The 21,522-nt window shown below is 38.7% G+C and carries 10 protein-coding genes; 6 read left to right on the top strand and 4 right to left on the bottom strand.

Annotation, left to right across the window (positions count from 1 at the left end; translation table 11 throughout):
* Positions 1-33: 33 nt before the first annotated feature.
* From VB797_RS16425 to VB797_RS16410, 4 genes are all read right to left on the bottom strand, one after another.
* Positions 34-1,494 carry an acyl-CoA-binding protein gene (locus VB797_RS16425; protein ID WP_323238780.1) on the bottom strand — a complete coding sequence of 487 codons (1,461 nt, stop codon included), beginning with the start codon at positions 1,492-1,494 and terminating at the stop codon, positions 34-36.
* 17 nt (positions 1,495-1,511) lie between these two features.
* Positions 1,512-3,251, bottom strand: a complete 1,740-nt coding sequence (locus VB797_RS16420; protein ID WP_323238779.1) for a fatty acyl-AMP ligase — start codon at positions 3,249-3,251, stop codon at positions 1,512-1,514.
* Between the two features lie 23 nt (positions 3,252-3,274).
* Positions 3,275-4,132, bottom strand: coding sequence for a 2OG-Fe(II) oxygenase (locus tag VB797_RS16415; RefSeq protein WP_323238778.1), 858 nt, complete (start codon positions 4,130-4,132; stop codon positions 3,275-3,277).
* 404 nt (positions 4,133-4,536) lie between these two features.
* Positions 4,537-4,851, bottom strand: coding sequence for a hypothetical protein (locus VB797_RS16410; RefSeq protein ID WP_323238777.1), 315 nt, complete (start codon positions 4,849-4,851; stop codon positions 4,537-4,539).
* A gap of 854 nt (positions 4,852-5,705) precedes the next feature.
* Here VB797_RS16410 and VB797_RS16405 point away from each other — a divergent pair.
* The 6 genes from VB797_RS16405 to VB797_RS16380 are packed head-to-tail and all read left to right on the top strand — an operon-like array spanning position 5,706 to position 21,390.
* The gene (locus VB797_RS16405) at positions 5,706-6,494 is read left to right on the top strand and encodes a hypothetical protein (RefSeq protein WP_323238776.1); all 789 of its coding nucleotides are present in this window, start codon (positions 5,706-5,708) and stop codon (positions 6,492-6,494) included.
* A 33-nt stretch (positions 6,495-6,527) separates the two neighbouring features.
* Positions 6,528-12,527, top strand: a complete 6,000-nt coding sequence (locus tag VB797_RS16400) for a non-ribosomal peptide synthetase (protein ID WP_323238775.1) — start codon at positions 6,528-6,530, stop codon at positions 12,525-12,527.
* Between the two features lie 20 nt (positions 12,528-12,547).
* The gene (gene asnB / locus VB797_RS16395) at positions 12,548-14,428 is read left to right on the top strand and encodes an asparagine synthase (glutamine-hydrolyzing) (protein WP_323238774.1); all 1,881 of its coding nucleotides are present in this window, start codon (positions 12,548-12,550) and stop codon (positions 14,426-14,428) included.
* Between the two features lie 42 nt (positions 14,429-14,470).
* Entirely contained in the window at positions 14,471-15,283 is an 813-nt protein-coding gene (locus VB797_RS16390; RefSeq protein ID WP_323238773.1) for an aspartate/glutamate racemase family protein, read from the top strand.
* A gap of 21 nt (positions 15,284-15,304) precedes the next feature.
* On the top strand, positions 15,305-17,200 hold the full coding sequence (locus VB797_RS16385) for a non-ribosomal peptide synthetase (protein WP_323238772.1): 1,896 nt from the start codon (positions 15,305-15,307) through the stop codon (positions 17,198-17,200).
* Positions 17,197-21,390, top strand: a complete 4,194-nt coding sequence (locus VB797_RS16380) for an amino acid adenylation domain-containing protein (protein ID WP_323238771.1) — start codon at positions 17,197-17,199, stop codon at positions 21,388-21,390. Before VB797_RS16385 ends, VB797_RS16380 begins: the two co-directional genes overlap by 4 nt.
* The last annotated feature ends 132 nt before the right edge of the window (positions 21,391-21,522 follow it).

The following is a 21,522-nucleotide window of genomic DNA, read 5'->3' as shown; positions in this document are numbered from 1 at the left end:
CACAAGATTATTTTTCTTGACCTAAAGAAGCGATTACGCCAAAACTTGCATTTCCCGTGCTATGTGCTGGGATAAAGCCTCAATAGTGGGGTATTCGTACACAAGAGTCGGAGCAAGTTGATATCCCACCCAAGCTTCTAAATCCCCAATCAGAACAGTTCCTTCTGCTGATGACAAACCATAACGTTCAAAGGGAACGTTTATTTCGATTTCCAAAGGCTGCATTTCCAGCAGTTCAGCCAGATAAGATATTAACCAACTTTGAATATCCCCTGCTTGAAACTGTCCCTTGTTGGCACCTCCACTATTGATTATACCGCTGGTCGAATCTTTGGTATCTTTCCGTGGCAAAGTCGCTACCAATTGGCTGTAACGCTTCATTGCTTCTGCTTGACTCATACCTTGATATTGATTCCATGCTTGCCATTGAATATATTTGCGCGGATGCAAAATTGGATTCGGTTCAAGCTCAGCACAATCTCCTTCGGTTGCCTGTTTTTCTAAGCCGTAAATCTCTAGTTGTAGTTTACCTTCAGGAACATTTACACGACCAAAACGAACTAAATTAGACATTAACTGAAATTCTACTTCAGTTTTATCTAAATCATGCCAATCTCTAACTACATTATGTTCGTAATTATCGCGTCCTGAAACTAAAATACAAAAATGCCTTTTGATGTTATGTCCATTTTCATCAATGAAATCTCCTTTAGTGCGATAGGGATAAACCTGGGTACTGGGACGGACATAACGTCCAATAATTGCCAGACGACGACGATTCGATTGATTTGGCAATGAACCATGCATTACACTTTCAGTAAAGATGACTGCTTGACCGGCTTTGACTGGTACTGATTCTACTTCCCAGTCATTTTCATCAAATTCATAAGACAAGGAGTATTGCTGCTCTTTTTGCCAAACTGTTTTATGGGCACTGATTCCAGCAAACACACCTTCAGATGCAGAAACGCTCCCCTTCAATATTTTAAATATTTGCTGATGCGAGCCATTAGCGAAACGTATACAACCATTTTCAAGGTCGGCATCTTCAAGTGCTACCCATACAGTTAAATTTAAAGGGTCTTCATCGGTCGAATAAACTAAGGTTTTCTTCTCAAAATCTATGTCGCTAGATGTATAAAATTCTTTTGCTTGATGCCATTTGATTTCCCCTTGTCCGGGCGTTTTACAAAAGACATTAGTATACCAAAGTAATAAGTTTTCTCCGGCTATCTGATTTAATTTATAAATTAAAGTAGGACGCTTAAAAAGTGTATATATTGGTTGATGAAAAAGATGATGGTCGCGGGGAGTTTCTAGGTTATAGACATTATTATAAAAGGTGATAATTTTCTGACCATCTGCTTCTTTGATAGTGCGGCTATTGGTTTCCAAACATTCTTTAACTACGGAAATTTCTGCGGCTGAAAAAATATCAACTGGACCTACCCATCCTTTTTCTTGAAAATGTTTAATATCAGCTTGAGTTAACACAAATCCATCTCTCTTTTTTATAATACTGCTGTTAATTTATGGAACATATCTGGAGTCAACACATCCAGCGTATTATTCAAAAAATTTTGGCGACAAGCCTGACGCGCAATCTTACCACTGGATGTCTTAGGAATAGTTGCTGTTTTTATTAATACAATACTATGAGCGCGGATGTCATGTTCTACTGCCACTGCTTGACGAATGTTGCCTACGACTTCATTTACATCTAACTGTCGCAGATAACTCCGCTCTACTTCTTGAACTACAACTAATTGTTCGGAACCTTTAAATTCTACTGCAAAAGCTGCCCCACAATCGCGACGCAATGCCCGATGACTATTTTCAACAGTTAATTCAATATCTTGGGGATAATGGTTGCGTCCTTGAATAATTATGATATCTTTGAGCCGCCCTGTAACGAATAACTCGCCATTTTTAATAAAACCTAAATCACCTGTACGCAGAAAATGTTTATCAGTATTGCCTTTTAAGGTTGCTTGAAATATTTGTTGCGTTTTTTCTGGGTTTCTCCAGTAGCCTTGAGCTACGGTAGAACCAGATACCCAAATTTCCCCTACTTGTTCTTCTCTACATTGACTTAAAGATTCGGGATCGACGATTAAAATTTGCGTATCAATTTCGCTACGCCCACATCCAACTAAAGTCTGCACGTTTTGTTGATTTGCTTTAGCCTCCACTATCCGATTTATCTCTAGTGCATCTGTATCAACTTGTAAGAAAACAGGCGTATCCTGTTGACGCACCGCAGCCACTTTTAGGGTTGCTTCTGCCAAACCATAACCAGGACAGAAAGCAGTTAAATCAAACCCACAAGGTTTAAAGCTTTGTGCAAACCGCTGTAGGATATCTGCTCTAACTGGTTCAGCACCGTTTAAAGCCATCCGCCAACTGCTTAAATCTAGGCTAGCTTTTTGCTCCGAGGTTATTTTACGCATGCACAAATCGTAGGCAAAATTTGGAGCGCCGCTATGAGTAGCCTTATAAATCGAAATCGCTTTTAGCCATCGCACTGGTTTGTGCAGAAAAGAGACAGGAGACATCATGTAACAGGAACACCCTTTATATAAAGGTTCGATGACTCCATAGATAAGCCCCATGTCATGAAAGGTTGGCAGCCAAGTGACTATGGTACTATTAATATTATGATTCCATCCCAGGTCGAGGTCTGTACAGTTAAATAATAAATTCTTATGGCTGACCATCACTCCTTTGGGAGTACCTGTAGAACCAGAGGTGTATTGTAAAAGGGCTAGGCTATTTCCATCGACAATTGGTTTTTGCCATGAGTCTGCCAAATTTATGTCAATATTATCGGTGGTTAGCCATTTTAACTGGGCTAAGTCTGGGTTTTCTGTTAACCAACGCTGACTGTTAACTAAAACAGATGTATTTGTCAGCCCAAAGGTTGCTTCAGCATCTGTTGCAATCCCCAATACTCTTGACATTAATTGATTTCCACGGGGAGGATAGACGGGAACGGCTATAACCCCCGCAAAGAGACACCCGAAAAAGGCGCTAATAAATTCTAAGCCTGGGGGATACATTAGCAAGGCTCGTTGACCAATAGCGTTAAAACTCTGAAGTTTTGCAGCGATCGCCCGTGCCAATCGCTCTAATTCCTCATAGTATAAGGTATCTACCTCTATTTCTCCATCCTTAAGAAAGGTATAAGCTTTCTTTTCTGGTTGGTATCGCGCTCTTTGTTGCAATGCATCTACCAAAGTAGAAAATTCCATGAGATTATTGTCCTATCAACTGGCTAACTCCAGTAGAAAAGTTTTTCGCGATGCTTTGAAAATGCTAGAAATCCACCAATTGTAATCCGACGACGAGAACCCTCAACCGCAGAAACACGATGTAAAATTCTACCTGCATCAAATACAACTAGAGAACCAGCTTCAGGACTAAGGTACATTTTCTCATAGTCTTCCATCACGTCGGCAATCAACTTGCCATTTACCAAACCATTCTTCTTAGTTCCACCATGTTCTTTATCCGACCACTGTGTCTGCGACCATTCTAAATCATAAAGAACCAATTCTCCTCCAGCATCCGCAGCACTTAACACTACAAAATAGCTGAGATGATCTTCGGGTTCGACTATGGTTTCCAGATGACGATATCCAGGTGTACAATGTAAAAACTGATTTTCAAAGTGCCAGCCCATATCCTGCCCTGTTTCTAACACTCTAATTGTAGTTGGAGTATAAGCGTAACCAGAGGGTGTTACAGGCAGTTCAACCGGACAATCACCAGACATTGCACCGAGAATTTCTGTTAACCGCGTCTCGAAATCAGTTCCTTGACTAAAGAGTTGGCGGCAATATTTACGAAAATCAATAGCTTCTTGGCAATATTGAGTAATATCGGCATCACATACGTATAATGCTGGACCATAAATCAAAACATCTCCGTAAGGCGATCCTGGAAATGGTCTTTTGCGCGTTAACTGACTAACAACATTAGATATATCTTCTTGAGAAAAGAAATTCTTGACAACCATACCATGAATGTGGCGATCGCAAATATTTCTAATCCCTTGTGGATATTTATAGATTTCACTGACATCCAGTTCAATAAAATTGTATATAGGCTTAGCTAAGGTTGATTGAATCATGATTTTCTCCCAGAAAAATTTTGGCGTTGCTAAATCAAAATACTTTTGGTCATAATCTTACAATGATATTTCGGGCTTTTACGTCTCTAGATAATACTGATTCACATTTAATGTGAATTGAATGCTCAAACCCTTGTAGTTATGTCAATAGTCTTGAAAATTTGCTTGGAGACAACACCCAAAATCCGAAAGATACAAGAGGTGTTTCTAATTCACATTAGGCGTGATTCATACTTTCAATCAGCAACGCCAATTTTTTCAATGCCCACACCTGGAAAATCGATACACCTCAGCTTTTGTAATTGTATCCTGATGGAGTTTGCTGACTCAGCATCAGTCACCTTGTTTTTATCAAAAGTATACTTCGGACAAGCTGAGATGTACCAGATTAGTTCAGCCAGATTTTAGTTTTTACCAATAGCAGTTCCAAAATGGCAAGTGGTGCTACAATACATATCCATCATCGAAGCCACCATCGGGTTGATTTCATATTGACTTACCAATCCATCAAAATACGTCTGTACATCATCAAGCGTCACGTTCCCATATCCTTCAGATTTAGCAAGTTCAACTATCTTGTTTTTAATAAACTCCATTTTTGCTTCTCCCTGAAGTTTGTTAACCCCATCAAAAACACTTGCTAAAGGAGAATCAGACGGATTCTCGTCAGTTTTTGTCGTGAGTTTTTTGACTAATTGAGCAATGTCTGCTACAGCCATGTTATTTCTCCGATTACCTTAGTTATTATTAGCGAGTAAAGTATTGAAAATACTTTGAAAAATAGTAGCGTTGTTTCCAGGATTTTAGAACTTCTTGTGAAAAATCAGGTGACACATATCTCATCCCGCCAAAAAATAATAGGCAGTTTTTCATTATGCCAGTGTCGATGCAGTAATGAGAATTTGTTAAATTCATCCTTACTATTTTGAGAGTGGGGGATGTTATGCTCGAGTAAAAGCTAAGAGAATACCCAGCAGGGGAAAACCCCATATCTGAAATACAGGGGATTGAACGAGGAGGAAGAGAAAGGTAACTTCCAAGAATAAGCTAAGGGGCTTACATTCCTTGCTCCGGAGCCTCGATTTTGTCAATCTCCATCACTCTCGATTCTTTTAGCATTTGAAATGCCTTCAGATAGAAGTTCTTGTCTGCTGACATCTGTTTTCGATCAAATGGATCTTTATAGTCAACTATCTACAAATTTCAAAGTAATTTCATAATATGTGTATCAAAGTTTGGTCACGAATCACAACAGTATATAATACAAAAACTATGCTTTTTGGCTGTATTAAATACGACTACTGGCTAAGTATATAGTTTTCAAGTCCTTGCCATGCTTGGATTGTAATTGAAAAGTCTGATCGTTTTGTCAACTTTTTTATTTGTGAGAAATTCGGGTATCGCTTTACTTTATATTAAAAGCCATGTAGTCTATTATGCATCATGCGAAACGGTAAAGTAAGGTTATCCTATTTGTATAAGCCTATTCTCTAAACTACCGAAGGGAAGGATTAGGGAATAGCCAAATTCATCGCTGTCAAATAGATCGATAATAATCTCAAATGAGGACAATATGAAATCAGAATTAGCAATTAAAAATTGGTTAACTTTAACTGCTGAGTCAATAAAAGATTATCCTGATGGCATCAATCAAATTTACGAAGGTAAATTCGATGGAATGGTGATTAAAGAAGTATTGCCAAAATCAGAAATACAGAAGGTTAAACGTAACCTGGAGAGCAGAGATGTTCGAGAGTCCGTACACTTCGGCACAATGCTGGGTGCGATTCTCACCGATAGGCAAACTGATAGGATGAAATATTTCAATACTGCCGATATTGTGAGACCCCAATTGGATCAGATTTTTGAAACGAGTTTTGAAACTTTGGTAGAATCGGTATTGAGTAAAATCTCAGGAGGGAGAAAAGTCGAGGTTCCCATAGAGAATGCGGATTCATATTATATTCCAGGTACGGTCAGATTTGTAGAGCCAAATACGGGTGGAATCCGTGTACATAAAGGAAATGATTTTATTGATATTACAGGTTGGCAATACTTAAATCAAGTTTCCAAAACCATAGATTCTTTGAGCTATTTTATATTAATTGAGAAGGCAGAACAAGGTGGGGAATTGGTACTTTACGAACCATCGACAGATCAATTGTTGACTCCAACACTAGATTTAGATTTAGAAGAATGTAAGGCAACATATATCGATCCCGATGTGGGAGATATGATTGTTTTTCGTGGTGGAAATATAGTACATAAAGTTGCGGATGTTAAGGGATTAACAACTCGGATTACAGTTGGCGGCTTCATGGCTATCTCCAAAGACGATCAAAAGGTCTTTTACTGGAGTTAATTAGCTTTGCTCAGACTTTACGGAGGTGTAGGTGTGCAAGAGGAAAAAAATGAAGCCTTTCGACTTTCAAGTCAACAAAAGCATCTGTGGTTGTTGCAGCAAGCTGATTCGAGCTTTTCTTTCCGTACTCAATCTGCTATTATGATCGAGGGACTTATCGATCTAGAGGCTCTAAAATCTAGCGTAGATAGCGTTATTAATCGGCAGGAAATTCTCCGTACTACTTTTCATTGCGCCCCAGGAGAGATTATCCCTCTTCAAGTCATTACTAATGGCAACCCACCTCCGATTGTTCGGCATGATTTAAGTGCTTTAACTACGTCTGAGCAGACAATTGAAATCGAAGCAATATTTCAAAAGACGAGCCAGTTGCATTTCGATTTTGAAAAGGTTCCAATTCTACACGTATCCTTAATTATTCTCTCACAAAATAAGTATATATTGCTCCTGAGTTTATCGTCTCTTTATGCGGATAGCGTAACGTTGAAGAACTTAGTCCATGAAATTAGTTGTGATTATGCAGGGTTGTCAGAACAGCTTTACAAAGAACCTATACAATACGTTGATTATGCTGAATGGCAACATGAATTATTGACAGCAGAAGATACAATTAAAGGACGAGATTATTGGGGAAAGCAAGATATTTCTAATATTTCAAATTTTAAAATACCTGGAGAAAATCAGTCTTCATTATCAAAAGACTTTCAACCGAAATCGATTACAATTACCATTAGTTCTCACATAGTAGAGGAGCTTAAGCTCGTTGCAGACGAGTATAATACTTCTATATCTGTATTCCTGCAAACTATCTGGCATATCTTATTATGGCGATTGACGGGACAAACAAATTTAATTATTGGTGTATCATACGATGGTAGACCATATGAGGAATTACAGAAATCATTTGGATTATTCGCGAAATATTTACCTATTCATTCTAATTTAACAGAACAAATACAATTTTCAGAAGTTTTAAAACAAGTTGATGAAACTACAAATAGCCAATATAAATGGCAGAATTATTTTAGTTGGGATGTAATAGGTGGGTTCAATAGTAATGATAAAAATATACCTTGGTTTCCAGTAAGTTATAATTTTGCGGAATCAGTCGATAAATGTATTGCTAAAAATCTAACTTTTTATGTATATAAACAGTTTATATGTATTGATAAATTTAAATTAAATCTTTCTTGTTTATTAAAAAAAGATAACGAAATTATCGCTGATTTTTACTACGATTCAAATTTATTCTTAGGAGAAAATGTAAAAGATTGGGCGGAACAATTTCAAACATTATTAGAAAATGCGATTGAAAATCCGTTACGTGCAATTAGTCAGTTAGAAATTCTTAGGGAACCAGAGCGACAAAAATTGTTGTTCTGGTGTAAAAATACAGAAACTAATACTAATTACGGCAAAATTGAATGCTTACATCAACTGTTTGAAAAACAAGCAGATATCACACCAGATAATATTGCTGTTGTGTTTGATAACCAGCAGTTAACTTATGCCCAACTCAATCAGAGTGCAAATCAATTGGCATATTATTTGCAGAGTTTGGGGGTGGAATCGGAAGTGCTGGTGGGAATTTGTATGGAGCGCTCCCTGGAAGCAATTATTGCCCTACTGGCTGTCCTCAAAGCAGGTGGTGCTTACGTACCACTCGAACCTCGGCTCAATAAGGAGCGTCTGGATTTCATTGTAAAGGATACCCAGATAAAATTGATATTGGCTAAGCAGTCGTCAGCTTTGAATCTTCCCGAACACAAAGCATCTGTAGTTTTCCTAGACACAGATTGGGATGTCATTGCTCAACAAAGCAGTGAAAACTTAGTTAGTGCAGTCACCCCAGCTAATTTAGTTTATGTACTCTACACCTCTGGTTCAACAGGAAAGCCTAAAGGAGTCGCTGTAGAGCATCGACAGTTGTTTAATTACCTTTATGGTATTTTAGATCAACTAAATCTGCCCAATGGTGCTAGCTTTGCTTTAGTTTCTACCTTTGCAGCAGATTTAGGAAATACGGCAATTTTCCCGGCTCTGTGTACGGGAGGCTGTCTGCATGTGATTTCTGACCAACGAGCATCTAACGCAGATGAGCTTGCTGCTTACTGTCAAAATCATGGGGGTATTGACTGTCTTAAGATTGTTCCGAGCCACCTTAATGCTTTACTAAATTCCTGCCAAAATCCGGCTCAAATTCTACCCCGACATCGGTTAATCTTGGGTGGGGAAGCTTTGAGTTGGGATAAGGTTGAGAAACTGGAACGGTTAGCCCCCGATTGTACGATTATAAATCACTACGGTCCCACGGAAGCAACGGTTGGAGTAGTTACTTATCAGGTGGAAAACTTGAGAAGGGATATATCAAGTACGGTTCCCCTAGGACGACCCTTGGGAAATAGCCAAATCCTGATTTTAAACGAACATCTGCAACCCGTTCCTATCGGTATTCCCGGTGAATTATATATCGGTGGTGCAAATTTAGCGCGAGGATATTTTAACCGACCAGATTTGACCGGAGAAAAATTTATTCCCAATCCGTTTGAGAATAAAAAAACACAAAGTCGTCTTTATAAAACAGGGGATTTAGCACGTTTCCTCAATGATGGTAACATTGAGTTTCTAGGTCGGATTGACCATCAAGTGAAGATTCGTGGCTTCCGCGTCGAGTTGGGAGAGATTGAAACAGTACTCCAACAACACCCAACAGTACGAGAAACTGTGGCGATCGCTCTAGATGATGAACGAGGTGAAAAGCGTTTAGTTGCATATATTGTCCCACATCCAGGTCAAGGATTACCAGATGGACTACGCAGCTTTTTGCAGAAAAAACTGCCCGATTACATGGTACCATCTGCCTTCGTGATGTTGGACGCTTTGCCCCTAATGGTTAATGGTAAACTTGATCGTCACGCACTACCAGCACCAGACTGGGCTAATCCGGAATTAAAAGTTTCCTTTATCGCACCTAGCACACCAGAAGAACTACTATTAGCTAATATTTGGGCGGAAGTTTTGGGTGTGGAGTCAGTAGGAATAGAAGACAACTTCTTTGAGTTGGGTGGAGATTCAATTCTGTGCATTCAAATTGTTGCTAGAGCCAAAGAAAAGGGGCTTTGCCTAAACCCCATGCAACTATTTCACCATCAAACTATCGCCGAATTGATTGCAGCAGCAACCAAGACTCCTCAATTACAAATAGAGCAGGGGTTGGTAACTGGTGAAGTACCTCTGACACCCATTCAGCATTGGTTCTTTGAGCAGAATTTACCAGAGCCGCATCATTGGAATATGTCGATTTTGCTCGAAACTCCACCTAATGTAAACATCAAGTGGTTGCAGCAAGTCTTAGAAGAATTGAACCAACATCACGATACTTTACGTTTGCGGTTTGAGCGAGTGGGTGATTCTTGGCATCAAATATATACTAGCGATAAAATAGCTCCATTGTCTCAGATAGATTTATCAAGTCTTCCAGCACCAGAACAAGCAAGAGCGATTGAGACAGAGGTTGCTAATTTACACACAACGCTGAATTTGTCAACTACAGTAGTGCGGGTTGCTTTATTTAATCTTGCTGATAATCAACCAGGACGCTTGGTAATTATAATTCATCATTTGGTAGTGGATGGTATATCTTGGCGTATCTGGTTAGAAGATTTTCACAAAGCTTATCAACAGCTTAGTTTGGGTAAAGCTATTGAATTAGGGGCTAAAACCACTTCTTTTAAACATTGGGCGGAATGTCTGAGTATTTATGCTCGCTCGAATACACTTCAGGAAGAGTTGGATTATTGGCTGCAAAGTAGTTTCCGTAAATCTCGATTGCCTAGAGACAATTTTGACCAGCCTAACACTGTTGCAAATCTCCGTACCGTCTCCGTATCGGTGAGTGTGGAAGAGACACAGGCTTTATTGCAAAAAGTTCCAGCGGTGTATAAAACCCAAATCAACGATTTGTTATTAACAGCTTTAGGATTAGCCTTTAAGCAGTGGACTGGGGAAAACACTTTACTGGTTGATTTAGAAGGACACGGACGGGAGCCACTTATTGAGAATGTGGATGTGTCGCGCACCATTGGTTGGTTCACTACTCATTTCCCCGTTGTATTGGACTTATCTGGGGAATCAGAGTCTAGTGTTGAGAATGGTAAAATACCTCATGGGATTGGCTTGGCTGTAAAATCGGTTAAGGAGCAACTGCGGCGTATTCCTAACCGTGGTATCGGCTATGGTGTGCTGCGCTATCTGAGTGAAAATCCAGAAATTACCAAGCAATTGAAAGGTTTTCCTCAAGCTGAGGTGAGCTTTAATTACTTGGGACAATTGGATCGAGTGCTAACGGAATCAACACCATTTCGTTTGGTGAAAGAGTCTACAAGCTCCGAGCGCAGTCATCAAGGAAAGCGAACCCATCTAATTGCCATTGATGGTATAGTTCTCGACGGCAAACTCCAATTAAACTGGACTTATAGCGAGAATATATATAGATGCTCGACAATTAAAAATTTGGCAGAGAATTTTGTCAGTATACTTCAACAAATCATCTGTCACTGTCTAACTTGTTCGAGAGACTTATCACCCGATGATTTTCAGCTAGCTGAGTTGGATCGGAAACAGTTAGATAGACTCAGCAGCAAATTTGGGATTGAAAATATTGAAGATATTTATTCCCTCTCACCTCTACAACAAGGTTTGCTTTTCCATAGCTTGTACGATCCAAAGTCAAGAATGTACTTCCAGCAAAAGATTTTTACCTTGCAAGGAAAATTGAACATTCCGACTTTTGTGCGATCGTGGGAACAAGTAGTAAATCGATACCCCAGTTTACGAACCATCTTTATTTGGGAAGAATTAGCACAACCGCTCCAAGTCGTGTTAAAAGGGGTAGAAATATCTTGGGATATGCAAAACTGGTCTGGGATATCTTCTACAGAACAAGAGCAACAATTGCAAGCTTATCTTCAAGCAGATTTACAACAGGGTTTTTCCCTTAGCGATAGACCGACCATGCGTTTGGCTTTGATTCAAACTGCTACAGATATTTATCAATTGATCTGGAGTCATCACCATTTAATATTAGATGGTTGGTGCAATTCGATTATCTTGAAAGAGGTCTTTAGCTTTTACGAAGCATTGAGTAACAATGAGGATTTATACCTTGAATCAAGTCCTCCTTACAAAAACTATATTGCTTGGTTACAGCAGCAAGATTGGCGTAAAGCTGAAACTTTCTGGACTCAGACGCTAAGCGGGCTACACAGACCAACCTTGTTGGATGTAGAATCAGTAAGTAATTTGTCCAATCGTGTACGGGGATATGCCCAAGAGGAAATCTATCTTGGGGCAGATGCGACATCAGTACTCAAGTCATTTGCAAGGCAGCATCATCTAACGCTCAATACTTTAATTCAAGGGGCTTGGGCTTTGTTGTTAAGTAGATACAGTGGTGAAGAAGACGTAGTATTTGGGATAACTGTCTCCGGTCGTCCAACAGAATTACCAGGAGTTGAGGCAATGGTGGGGTTATTAATTAATACACTACCGATGCGGGTACAGGTTTCTCCTGAGTTAAATTTAATATCTTGGTTGCAAAAGTTACAGTATAAACAAACCGAGATGCTTGAGTATCAGCACAGTTCATTGGTACAGATTCAAGAGTGGAGCGAGATACCGCGAGGAACACCATTATTTGACAGCTTTGTCACTTTTGAAAATTACCCAGTTGATGTTTGCTTACGAGAGCAAAGCGGAAGTTTGAAAATACTCAATGTCCGTTTCTTTTTTGAAACGAACTATCCCCTCAGCGTGACGGTAGAACCGGGTTCAGAATTGTTAATACGGATTGACTACTTTCCCAATAAATTTGATGCTGATACTATTAGCCGGATATTAAAGCAGCTTCAATCTGTGTTAGAAAATATTCCCGTGAATGCAGGGTATCCTCTATCGCATATTTCCCTAACTACTGAAACTACCGCAGTAGAAAGTCAACTGTTAGTTAACAGTTTCAATGTTGACTTGGAGTAAAATAATTTAAGGAAGAAATTATGTGCGGCGTTTGTGGATACTTTGATATTTCAAAACAACGAAAAGCGGAAAAAAATATCCTCGAAAAGATGGCTAATACCTTAATTTATCGAGGTCCCGATTCATCTGGGTATTTGATTAAAGATAATTTAGGATTGGGTTTTCGCAGGTTAAGTTTAATTGATTTAGAGGGTGGTAATCAACCACTATATAACGAAGATAAAACTATTTTCTTAGTATGTAATGGAGAAATATATAATTATCGCGAACTCAAAAAGCAGTTAATTCAACAAGGTCATAAATTTCGCACCAATACAGATGTTGAAGTTTTGATTCATCTGTATGAAGAATATGGGTTAGATTTTTTAAATAAACTTAACGGTCAATTTGCTTTTGTACTTTACGATTCTCACAAGCAACAATTATTTTTAGCTAGAGACCAAATGGGTATTTGTCCACTTTTCTACACGATTGTGGACAAATTTTTGATTTTTGCTTCGGAAATCAAGGCGATTTTAGCCCATCCTTTAGTGAAGCGTGAAGTAGATTTAGTTGGTTTAGACCAAATATTAACATTTCCCGGATTAGTCAGTCCGAGAACTATGTTTAAAAATATCAATAGTTTAAAAAGTGGTCACTATATTAATATTAAGGATTCTCAGGTAAAAATTACAGAATATTGGGATTTAGATTATCCGAAAATTGATGAAACCAAGGATAGTCAACCAGAGAGCTATTATATCGAAAAATTACAAGAGCTTATCATTCAATCGGTGAAGTATCGCTTAAATGCTGATGTTCCTGTTGGGGTTTATGTTAGTGGTGGTTTAGATTCTTCATTAATTGCTGCAATAGTTAATAAAATTCATCTTGAAAGCGATATACATTCTTTCTCGATTGGTTTTACAGATAAAGATATATGTGAGTCAAAATATCGCGAAATTCTGCTCAAAAAACTTAATTTTATTCATCATGAGATTTGCTTTGATTCGCATCAAATTAGCGCAGGCTTAATGAAAGCTATTTATCATTCGGAATGTCCCGTGAAAGAAACTTATAATACAGCTTCCTTAGCTCTTTCAAACTGTGCCAATAGTCAAAATATAAAAGCTGTTTTAACTGGTGAAGGAGCAGATGAATTGTTCGCTGGCTATGTTGGTTATCGATTTGAAGAATTACGAAACAGCAACCTTGGACAAAATCAAAACGATTATAGTTTAGAAACTATATTAGAAGATGAATTGAGGCTGAAAGTATGGGGAGATAAAAATATTTTTTATGAAAAAGATTTATACGCTTACCGAGAAACCAAATTAGCTTTGTATTCTCTAGAACTTAATGAGAGATTTAGTGAATTTGACTGTCTTAATTTTGAGTTAATTAACCAGGAAAAGCTCCAAAATAGACATTCTATTCATCAAAGGTCTTATCTTGATTTTAAATTAAGATTATCAGACCACTTGCTTGCTGACCATGGCGACCGTATGGCTTTAGCTAATTCTGTAGAAGCGCGATATCCATTTTTAGATATTAATCTGGTTGAATTTACTAAAGAAATACCACCATTTTTAAAATTAAATAAATTCCAAGAAAAGTATATTCTTAAACAGACAGCAAGAGACTTCCTTCCTACACAAATAATTGATAGAGAAAAATTTGCTTTCCATGCACCAGGTAGCCCATACTTGTTAAAACAAAATATTGAATATATTAATGATATATTATCAAGCGATTTACTGAAAAAACAGGGCTATTTCAATCCAAACACCATAGAAAATATCAAACAACAGTATTTACAAGATGGGTTTCGACTCAATCTTCCTTTTGATATAGATTTATTAATTATACCCCTTACTTTTGGCATCTTTTTACAAGAATTTCAAATGCCAGAACTCAATTAAAATTATTTACATTATTTTAATTACAAATTAAGAAAAAATAAAATGAAAAAGAGTTATAATAGGGTAAAAAAAGAAATATTTGGTGTTTTAGGTGGTATGGGTCCTTTAGCATCAGCTGAATTTTTAAAAACTATATATGAAAATAATATTTTAGGTCAACGGGAACAACAATCTCCTCAAGTTATAGTTTATTCTGACCCTACTTTTCCTGATAGAACGGAGACTTTGCTCGGAGGTGACTATAAAATTTTACTTGATAATTTAATATCAGCTTTATATAATTTATGTGAATTAAATGTTTCTAAAATTGTTATTTGTTGTATCACATCTCATTACTTACTTCCCCAGCTACCCTATGAGCTAAGGGATAGAATTATTTCTTTAGTAGATATCATCTTTAAAAAGATTTTAGAACAACAAAAAAAGCATTTATTAATTTGTTCAACAGGAACGCACAAGCTAGAAATATTTCAAAATCATATTCTTTGGCAATTTGCCCAAGATTACATTTTACTACCGGATAAAAATGACCAAAATTTAATTCATGAAATGATTTACTATCTCAAAGTTAATGGTGGATATCAAAAATGTATTCCTATTTTAGATAGTTTACAAGTTAAGTATAATGTTCAAAAGATGATTGCTGGTTGTACCGAAATTCATTTACTAAATAAACATTTACAAGTATCTATAGGTAAACAAAAAGAACAATTGTTTTTAGACCCCTTAATGGTTATCTCTGAAGAATTATGGAATATATCAATTCTCCAAGAGTATACCGATTTACCAAATAATATTGCTGGTTTCAAGTTTCTATCTCAAATATTTTCACCAGAATATTTTGTCAATAAATAGGTCAATATAATTCAAAAAATCATGAATCATCCACCATTAATCCAAGATTGGTTTAGCCAAACTGCTGAAAAGTTTGGTGACAATACCGCTATTGATTGCGGCGAGCAAAAATTAACTTACAATGAAATTGAAGCGCAGTCAAATAAGCTGGCAAATTTTCTGATTGATCGTGGTGTTACGAAAGGCTCGATTGTGGCGATTTTGGCTCAAGATTCTATTAAAATTATTATTGCCATCATCGGTATTTTAAAAGCAGGCTGTGTTTTTGTACCGCTAGTTCCAGATTTACCCGAACATCGCATTAATAATATCGTTGCTGAAATCTCACCAAAATGGTTTATCGTTGATACAGCAGGATTGAAGAAAATTAATCGCGGGAGAATCGTAGAGTTTTCACAATCTCCAGTTATTTGTTTGTCTGAAACTCCAGTTTTGGAAAACTTTAATTCCTTTGATTATCACCTCAATGACTATGCCGAATACTCTAAAATAGAAAAGCCGATAGTTCAATCAGAACCGGAAGATATTTGCTACATATATTTTACCTCCGGTTCAACGGGAAAACCCAAAGGAATTGCAGGTCGTTTGAAAAGTATCAGCCATTTTATTAACTGGGAAATCAAAACATTTAATATTAAACAATCTACCAGAGTTAGTCAATTAATAACTCCTGCTTTTGATGCTTTTTTAAGAGATATTTTTGTTCCTCTATGTTCTGGTGGTGTCGTCTGCATACCAGAAGAAATTGATACTATCCTTGACGCAAGAAAACTCATATCTTTCCTGGATAATCAACAAATTAATCTAATTCATTGCGTGCCTTCTTTGTTTCGTTCTATCTTAAATGAGGATTTAGACAACAAACTATTTTCATCTTTACAATATATTCTTTTGTCAGGAGAACCATTGCTGACTACAGATATCAGTCGATGGATGGATGTATATGGTGACAAAATTCAGTTAGTTAATCTTTATGGTGCTTCGGAAACAACAATGACGAAATTCTTTTATTTCGTTAAACCAGAAGATATAAAGCGCCAATCTATCCCCATTGGTAAACCAATGGATGGAACTGCTGCAATAGTAGTGGACGATCGAGGAAAAGTTTGTCCTCCGGGAATGGTGGGTGAAATTTATATTCGCACTCCTTATCGAACCTTGGGATATTATCAGCAGCCAGAATTGACTAGTAAAGTTTTTATCCCCAATCCTTTTAGTGATAATCCTGATGATATTATTTATAAAACTGGCGATTTAGGTCGAATTTTGTCAGATGGAAATTTTGAATGCTTAGGTCGCAAAGATGGTCAAGTCAAGATTAGAGGGGTAAGAATAGAATTAGGGGAAATTGAAAATCATCTGCGATCGCATCCATTAGTTAAGGATATTGCTGTGGTAGATCGAGATGATTCAAATGGCAATAAATATCTATGTGCTTATGTTGTTCTCAAAGAAGCACTTCCCCCAGGGGAGTTGAAAGATTTTCTATTAGAATCCCTACCCGAATCAATGATTCCTTCGGTATTTGTGGTCATGGATGCTTTACCCAGAACCATCAGTGGAAAAATCGATAGACGCTCCCTCCCCGCACCTAATCGACAGCAAAACCGGATTTTTGTCCCACCTAAAACACCCATTGAGGTACAGCTAGCACAAATTTGGATGCAAGTCCTCAATATTGATCGAGTCGGGTTAAACGATAACTTCTTTGAATTAGGCGGACACTCCCTCAACGCCACTCAACTTGTATCCCGTGTGGGTAAAGCCTTCCAAGTCGAAATGCCCTTGCGTTTCCTCTTCGAGTCACCAACATTAGCATCTCTTGCGGAAACTCTTGAAACTCTGCGTTGGGCAAAAGAAGAATCCCAAGTTAAGCAGCATCAATTTCATGGGGTATTAGAGGAGGGAGAATTATGACTACCGTCCAGTTTTTATCCCAGCTGCGTCGGCTCAACATCAAGTTGTGGGTAGATGAGGTTAATGGAACTCCAACTCAAGAAGCTCGTCTCCGTTATAGCGCTCCCCAAGGAACGCTCACACCTGCAATCAAGGCAGAATTACGAGAGCGTAAAGCAGAAATTTTGGAGTTTTTGTGTCAAACTAGAGCTACTCCTACACCCCAACCATTGCGATCCACCTCACGGGATGCCAAACTTCCTCTCTCATACGCTCAACAACGGTTGTGGTTTATCGACCAGTTGAACCCTAACAGTTCGGTATATAACATTTGCGGAGCGTTGGAAATTCAGGGATTGCTCAACATAGTAGCATTGGAAGAGAGCTTCAACCAAATTATTCGCCGCCACGAAATCTGTAGAACTACCTTTAAAGTTGTGAATGGGGAACCAATGCAAGTTATTGTCCCCAATTTCAACTTAAGGCTCAAACAGGTAAATATCACACATCTGCCAAAAAAGCATCACTCTGCTGAGGTGAGACGATTAGCAACGGTGGAAGCCCAACAACCTTTCAATTTATCTACAGGACCTTTGCTACGAGGAACTCTGCTGCAATTAGATGAAATGCATCATGTGCTAATTTTGACCGTTCATCATATAATATTTGATGCCTGGTCTATGGGTGTGCTGATTGGGGAATTAGGGTCACTTTACGAGGCAAACTCTTACGGTATTTCCCATACACTTCCCCAATTACCTGTCCAATATGCGGACTTTGCAGTTTGGCAGCGAAAGTGTTTACAGAATCAGGTGCTGACAACTCAGCTTACCTATTGGAAACAAAAGCTTAGTGGTAATTTACCCCTGTTGCAACTGCCTAGCTATCGTAAACTCACCCAGCCAAGTTTCCGAGGAGCCAGACAACGATTCACACTAACTAAAACTTTAACAGAAGCATTGAGGTATCTGAGTCAACAGCAAGGGGTGACTCTGTTTATGATGCTACTAGCAGCGTTCAAAACCTTGCTTTACCGCTATACAGGTCAGGAAGATTTGCTGATAGGTACGGCTACAGCAGGTCGCAATCAACCAGAATTAGAACTACTAATTGGCTGTTTTGTCAATACCGTGGTACTACGAACTGACCTTTCAGGAAACCCGAACTTTTTGACGCTGCTGGAACAAGTTCGGAACGTAACTCTCGAAGCTTATGCTCACCAGGACTTACCCTTTGAGAAACTGGTGGAAGAATTACAGCCAGAACGAGACTTAAATCACTCCCCACTATTCCAAATCGGTTTCGCGTTTTATAATGCTCCCAAAGTAGAAACTCAGCTTTCTAACTTGACTTTGAATTCTTTTGCGGTAGATAGCGGCACATCCAAATTAGATTTAACCATTAGCTTTAAAGAAAGCGAAGCAGGGTTAATAGGGAATATAGAGTATAAAAGTGAACTGTATGATAGTGCTACAATTACTTGGATGCAGGCTCATTTTCAAACCTTGTTAGAAGGAATTGTTGCCAATCCCCAGCAGCGATTGCATTCCTTACCTTTATTGACTACAGCCGAAAGTCAGCAATACCTACAGTGGAATGATACTCAAACACAGTACCCCGCTGATTTTTGTGTTCATCAGCTATTTGAGGCTGAAGTTGAACGCTCCCCCGATGGGATTGCGCTAAGTTTTAATGACTTTACACTTACTTACCAGGAATTAAATATCCAAGCAAATCAGCTAGGCAATTACTTGCAATCCCTAGGTATAAAACCAGAAATGCGGGTGGGAGTTTACATAGAGCGTTCGCCGTTAACAATTGTCAGCATCTTAGCTATCTTCAAAGCAGGTGGTGTTTATGTACCCCTAGATCCAACAATTCCTCAAGAACGTTTGGCTTTCATAATGGAAGATGTGCAACTTTCATTGTTGCTTACCCAGCAATCTTTGGGGATTGAACCAGAAGAAAAAACGACTGTAGTATATCTGGATAGAGAATGGGAAAATATTACCCAACACGACCATGCTAACCCCCGCCAAATTGTAACACCCGACAATATCGCCTATATTATTTATACATCCGGCTCCACAGGCAAACCCAAAGGGGTACTTTTAGAACATCGAGGACTGTGCAACCTTGCCACAGCACAGATGAAGGTTTTTGATGTCCAACATCATAGCCGCGTTCTCCAATTTGCTTCCCTTAGTTTCGATGCTTCCATCAGTGAAATTTTCATGACTTTAGTAGCAGGGGCAACTCTGTGTTTAGCAACCACTGATGACCTATTGCCTGGTACGAACTTACTGCGGTTGTTGCGCGATCGCAAGATTACGACCGTTACTTTACCACCATCGGTGCTAGCAGTACTACCGGAGTCAGAACTGCTTTCTTTGCAGACAATTATTGTTGCAGGGGAAGCTTGTTCTGCCGATATAGTAGCGCGTTGGGCTTGCGATCGTCGCTTGTTTAATGCCTATGGACCCACTGAAACAACGGTTTGTGCTACCATTGCCGAATGCAGCAACGACCATTTACAGCCGCCTATTGGTCATCCGATTGCCAACACCCAAGTTTATATTTTAGATGAAACACTGCAACCAGTGCCTATAGGAGTACTAGGAGAATTATATATTGGTGGTATTGGAGTTGCTCGTGGTTATCTCAATCGTCCTAATTTAACCGCAGAGAAATTTATTCAAAATCCGTTTAATAATTCAAATAATAATTCAAAATTTAATCGTCTGTATAAAACTGGAGACTTAGGTCGGTATCGTAATGATGGTAATATTGAGTTTCTCGGTCGCATTGACCATCAAGTAAAAATTCGTGGTTTCCGTATTGAATTAGGGGAAGTTGAGACGGTACTGCGCCAGCATCCAGATGTACTTACTTGCATTGTCACAGTCCACGAAGACGGCTCTGGCAAGGGTTTAGTAGGTTATATTATCCCTGAAAATAGTATCGCAATCGATCAGCAACAACTAAAGGACTATCTTAAGGAACATCTCCCAGATTATATGGTGCCTTACGTCCTAATTATTCTGGACAAACTACCCCTGACTCCCAACGGTAAGGTAGACCGCTTTGCTCTCCCCGCTCCCCTGGAAAGCTTAAAAGCAGAAACCAAGATTATACCCCGCGACAGCTTAGAATTAGAATTAGCAAGGATTTGGGAAGAAGTTCTTAATGTAGGGTCTATTGGTGTCACGGAAAACTTCTTTGACCTTGGTGGTCACTCGTTACTTGCGGTACGGTTAATGGCTCTAATTCAGCAACAGTTTGGACAGGAATTACCTCTGTCAACTCTCTTCAAAAACGGAACAATCGAACAACTGGCGATTATTCTCCGTTCCAAAACACCCGCAGAAGCTTGGTCTCCCCTTGTAGCAGTTCAAACCATAGGTTCAAAGCCACCTTTATTTTGTGTCCATCCAATTGGTGGAAACGTTTTGGGTTATATTGCTTTAGGGCGTTATTTAAGTCCGGAGCAACCACTTTATGGTTTGCAAGCTCCCGGAGTGGAGGGACAAATAAAGCCTTATACTCAAATTCCCGAGTTAGCAAAATTTTATATCGAAGCCCTGCAAACCGTTCAACCATCGGGTCCATACTTTTTGGGAGGACACTCTTTTGGTGGACTTGTAGCTTTTGAAATGGCTCAACAACTTCATAGTTTGGGACAAGAAATAGGCTTGTTAGCGATTATAGATACACCAGCTCCGATTCGGGGGAAAGTTACCGAAACCATAGATGATGCTAGATGGTTAGTGAAGCGCTCGCAGGTACTAGAACGTTTTTTTGGTAAAAAACTTGGTGTTGACTATGCAGAACTTATTTCTTTAGAAGCAGAAGCGCAATTCAACTACTTTTTAGAAAAATTGAGACGAGTTAATCTTATTCCTCCCGATGCTGGTCATGATATGATTCGTCGCATTATAGAAGTTCAAAAAGCCAGTTACCAAGCCTTAATAAATTACGTACCGCATTGTTATCCAGGTAAAATTACTCTTGTGCGTACCTCCGAAGTCCTAGTTTCCGATTCTTCGGGTGTGTTTGCTCAAAGCTTTCGCGAACCTGACTATTGTTGGGGTGAATTGACTACTCAACCGATAGAAATTCATCGGGTTCCCGGAGATCATGTGACAATGCTCGCTGAACCGCACGTCAAAGTGCTGGCTGAACGGCTAAAATCTTTTCTTGATTGTTATTAGGTAGAAAATGTGAGAATAGGAAAGTAGAAAGGAAAAAAAGTATTTTCCTTATTTTATTAGGAGCATGGGAGCTACTCCTAGATTTATCGATGGGGTAACTGATAACTGAAATGACGCACCACCTTTCTATTT

This window comes from Rivularia sp. UHCC 0363, from assembly GCF_034931125.1.
Lineage (GTDB): Bacteria > Cyanobacteriota > Cyanobacteriia > Cyanobacteriales > Nostocaceae > Rivularia.
The sequence above is the reverse complement of the archived record's forward strand: the minus strand, read 5'-3'. Positions and strand labels throughout refer to the sequence as shown.

What these genes read in the sequence shown, in the direction of transcription:
- VB797_RS16420 (WP_323238779.1), bottom strand. Translation starts at nt 3,251, where the DNA reads ATGGAATTTTCTACTTTGGTAGATGCATTGCAACAAAGAGCGCGATAC.
- VB797_RS16415 (WP_323238778.1), bottom strand. Translation starts at nt 4,132, where the DNA reads ATGATTCAATCAACCTTAGCTAAGCCTATATACAATTTTATTGAACTG.
- VB797_RS16410 (WP_323238777.1), bottom strand. Translation starts at nt 4,851, where the DNA reads ATGGCTGTAGCAGACATTGCTCAATTAGTCAAAAAACTCACGACAAAA.
- VB797_RS16405 (WP_323238776.1), top strand. Translation starts at nt 5,706, where the DNA reads ATGAAATCAGAATTAGCAATTAAAAATTGGTTAACTTTAACTGCTGAG.
- asnB (WP_323238774.1), top strand. Translation starts at nt 12,548, where the DNA reads ATGTGCGGCGTTTGTGGATACTTTGATATTTCAAAACAACGAAAAGCG.
- VB797_RS16390 (WP_323238773.1), top strand. Translation starts at nt 14,471, where the DNA reads ATGAAAAAGAGTTATAATAGGGTAAAAAAAGAAATATTTGGTGTTTTA.
- VB797_RS16385 (WP_323238772.1), top strand. Translation starts at nt 15,305, where the DNA reads ATGAATCATCCACCATTAATCCAAGATTGGTTTAGCCAAACTGCTGAA.
- VB797_RS16380 (WP_323238771.1), top strand. Translation starts at nt 17,197, where the DNA reads ATGACTACCGTCCAGTTTTTATCCCAGCTGCGTCGGCTCAACATCAAG.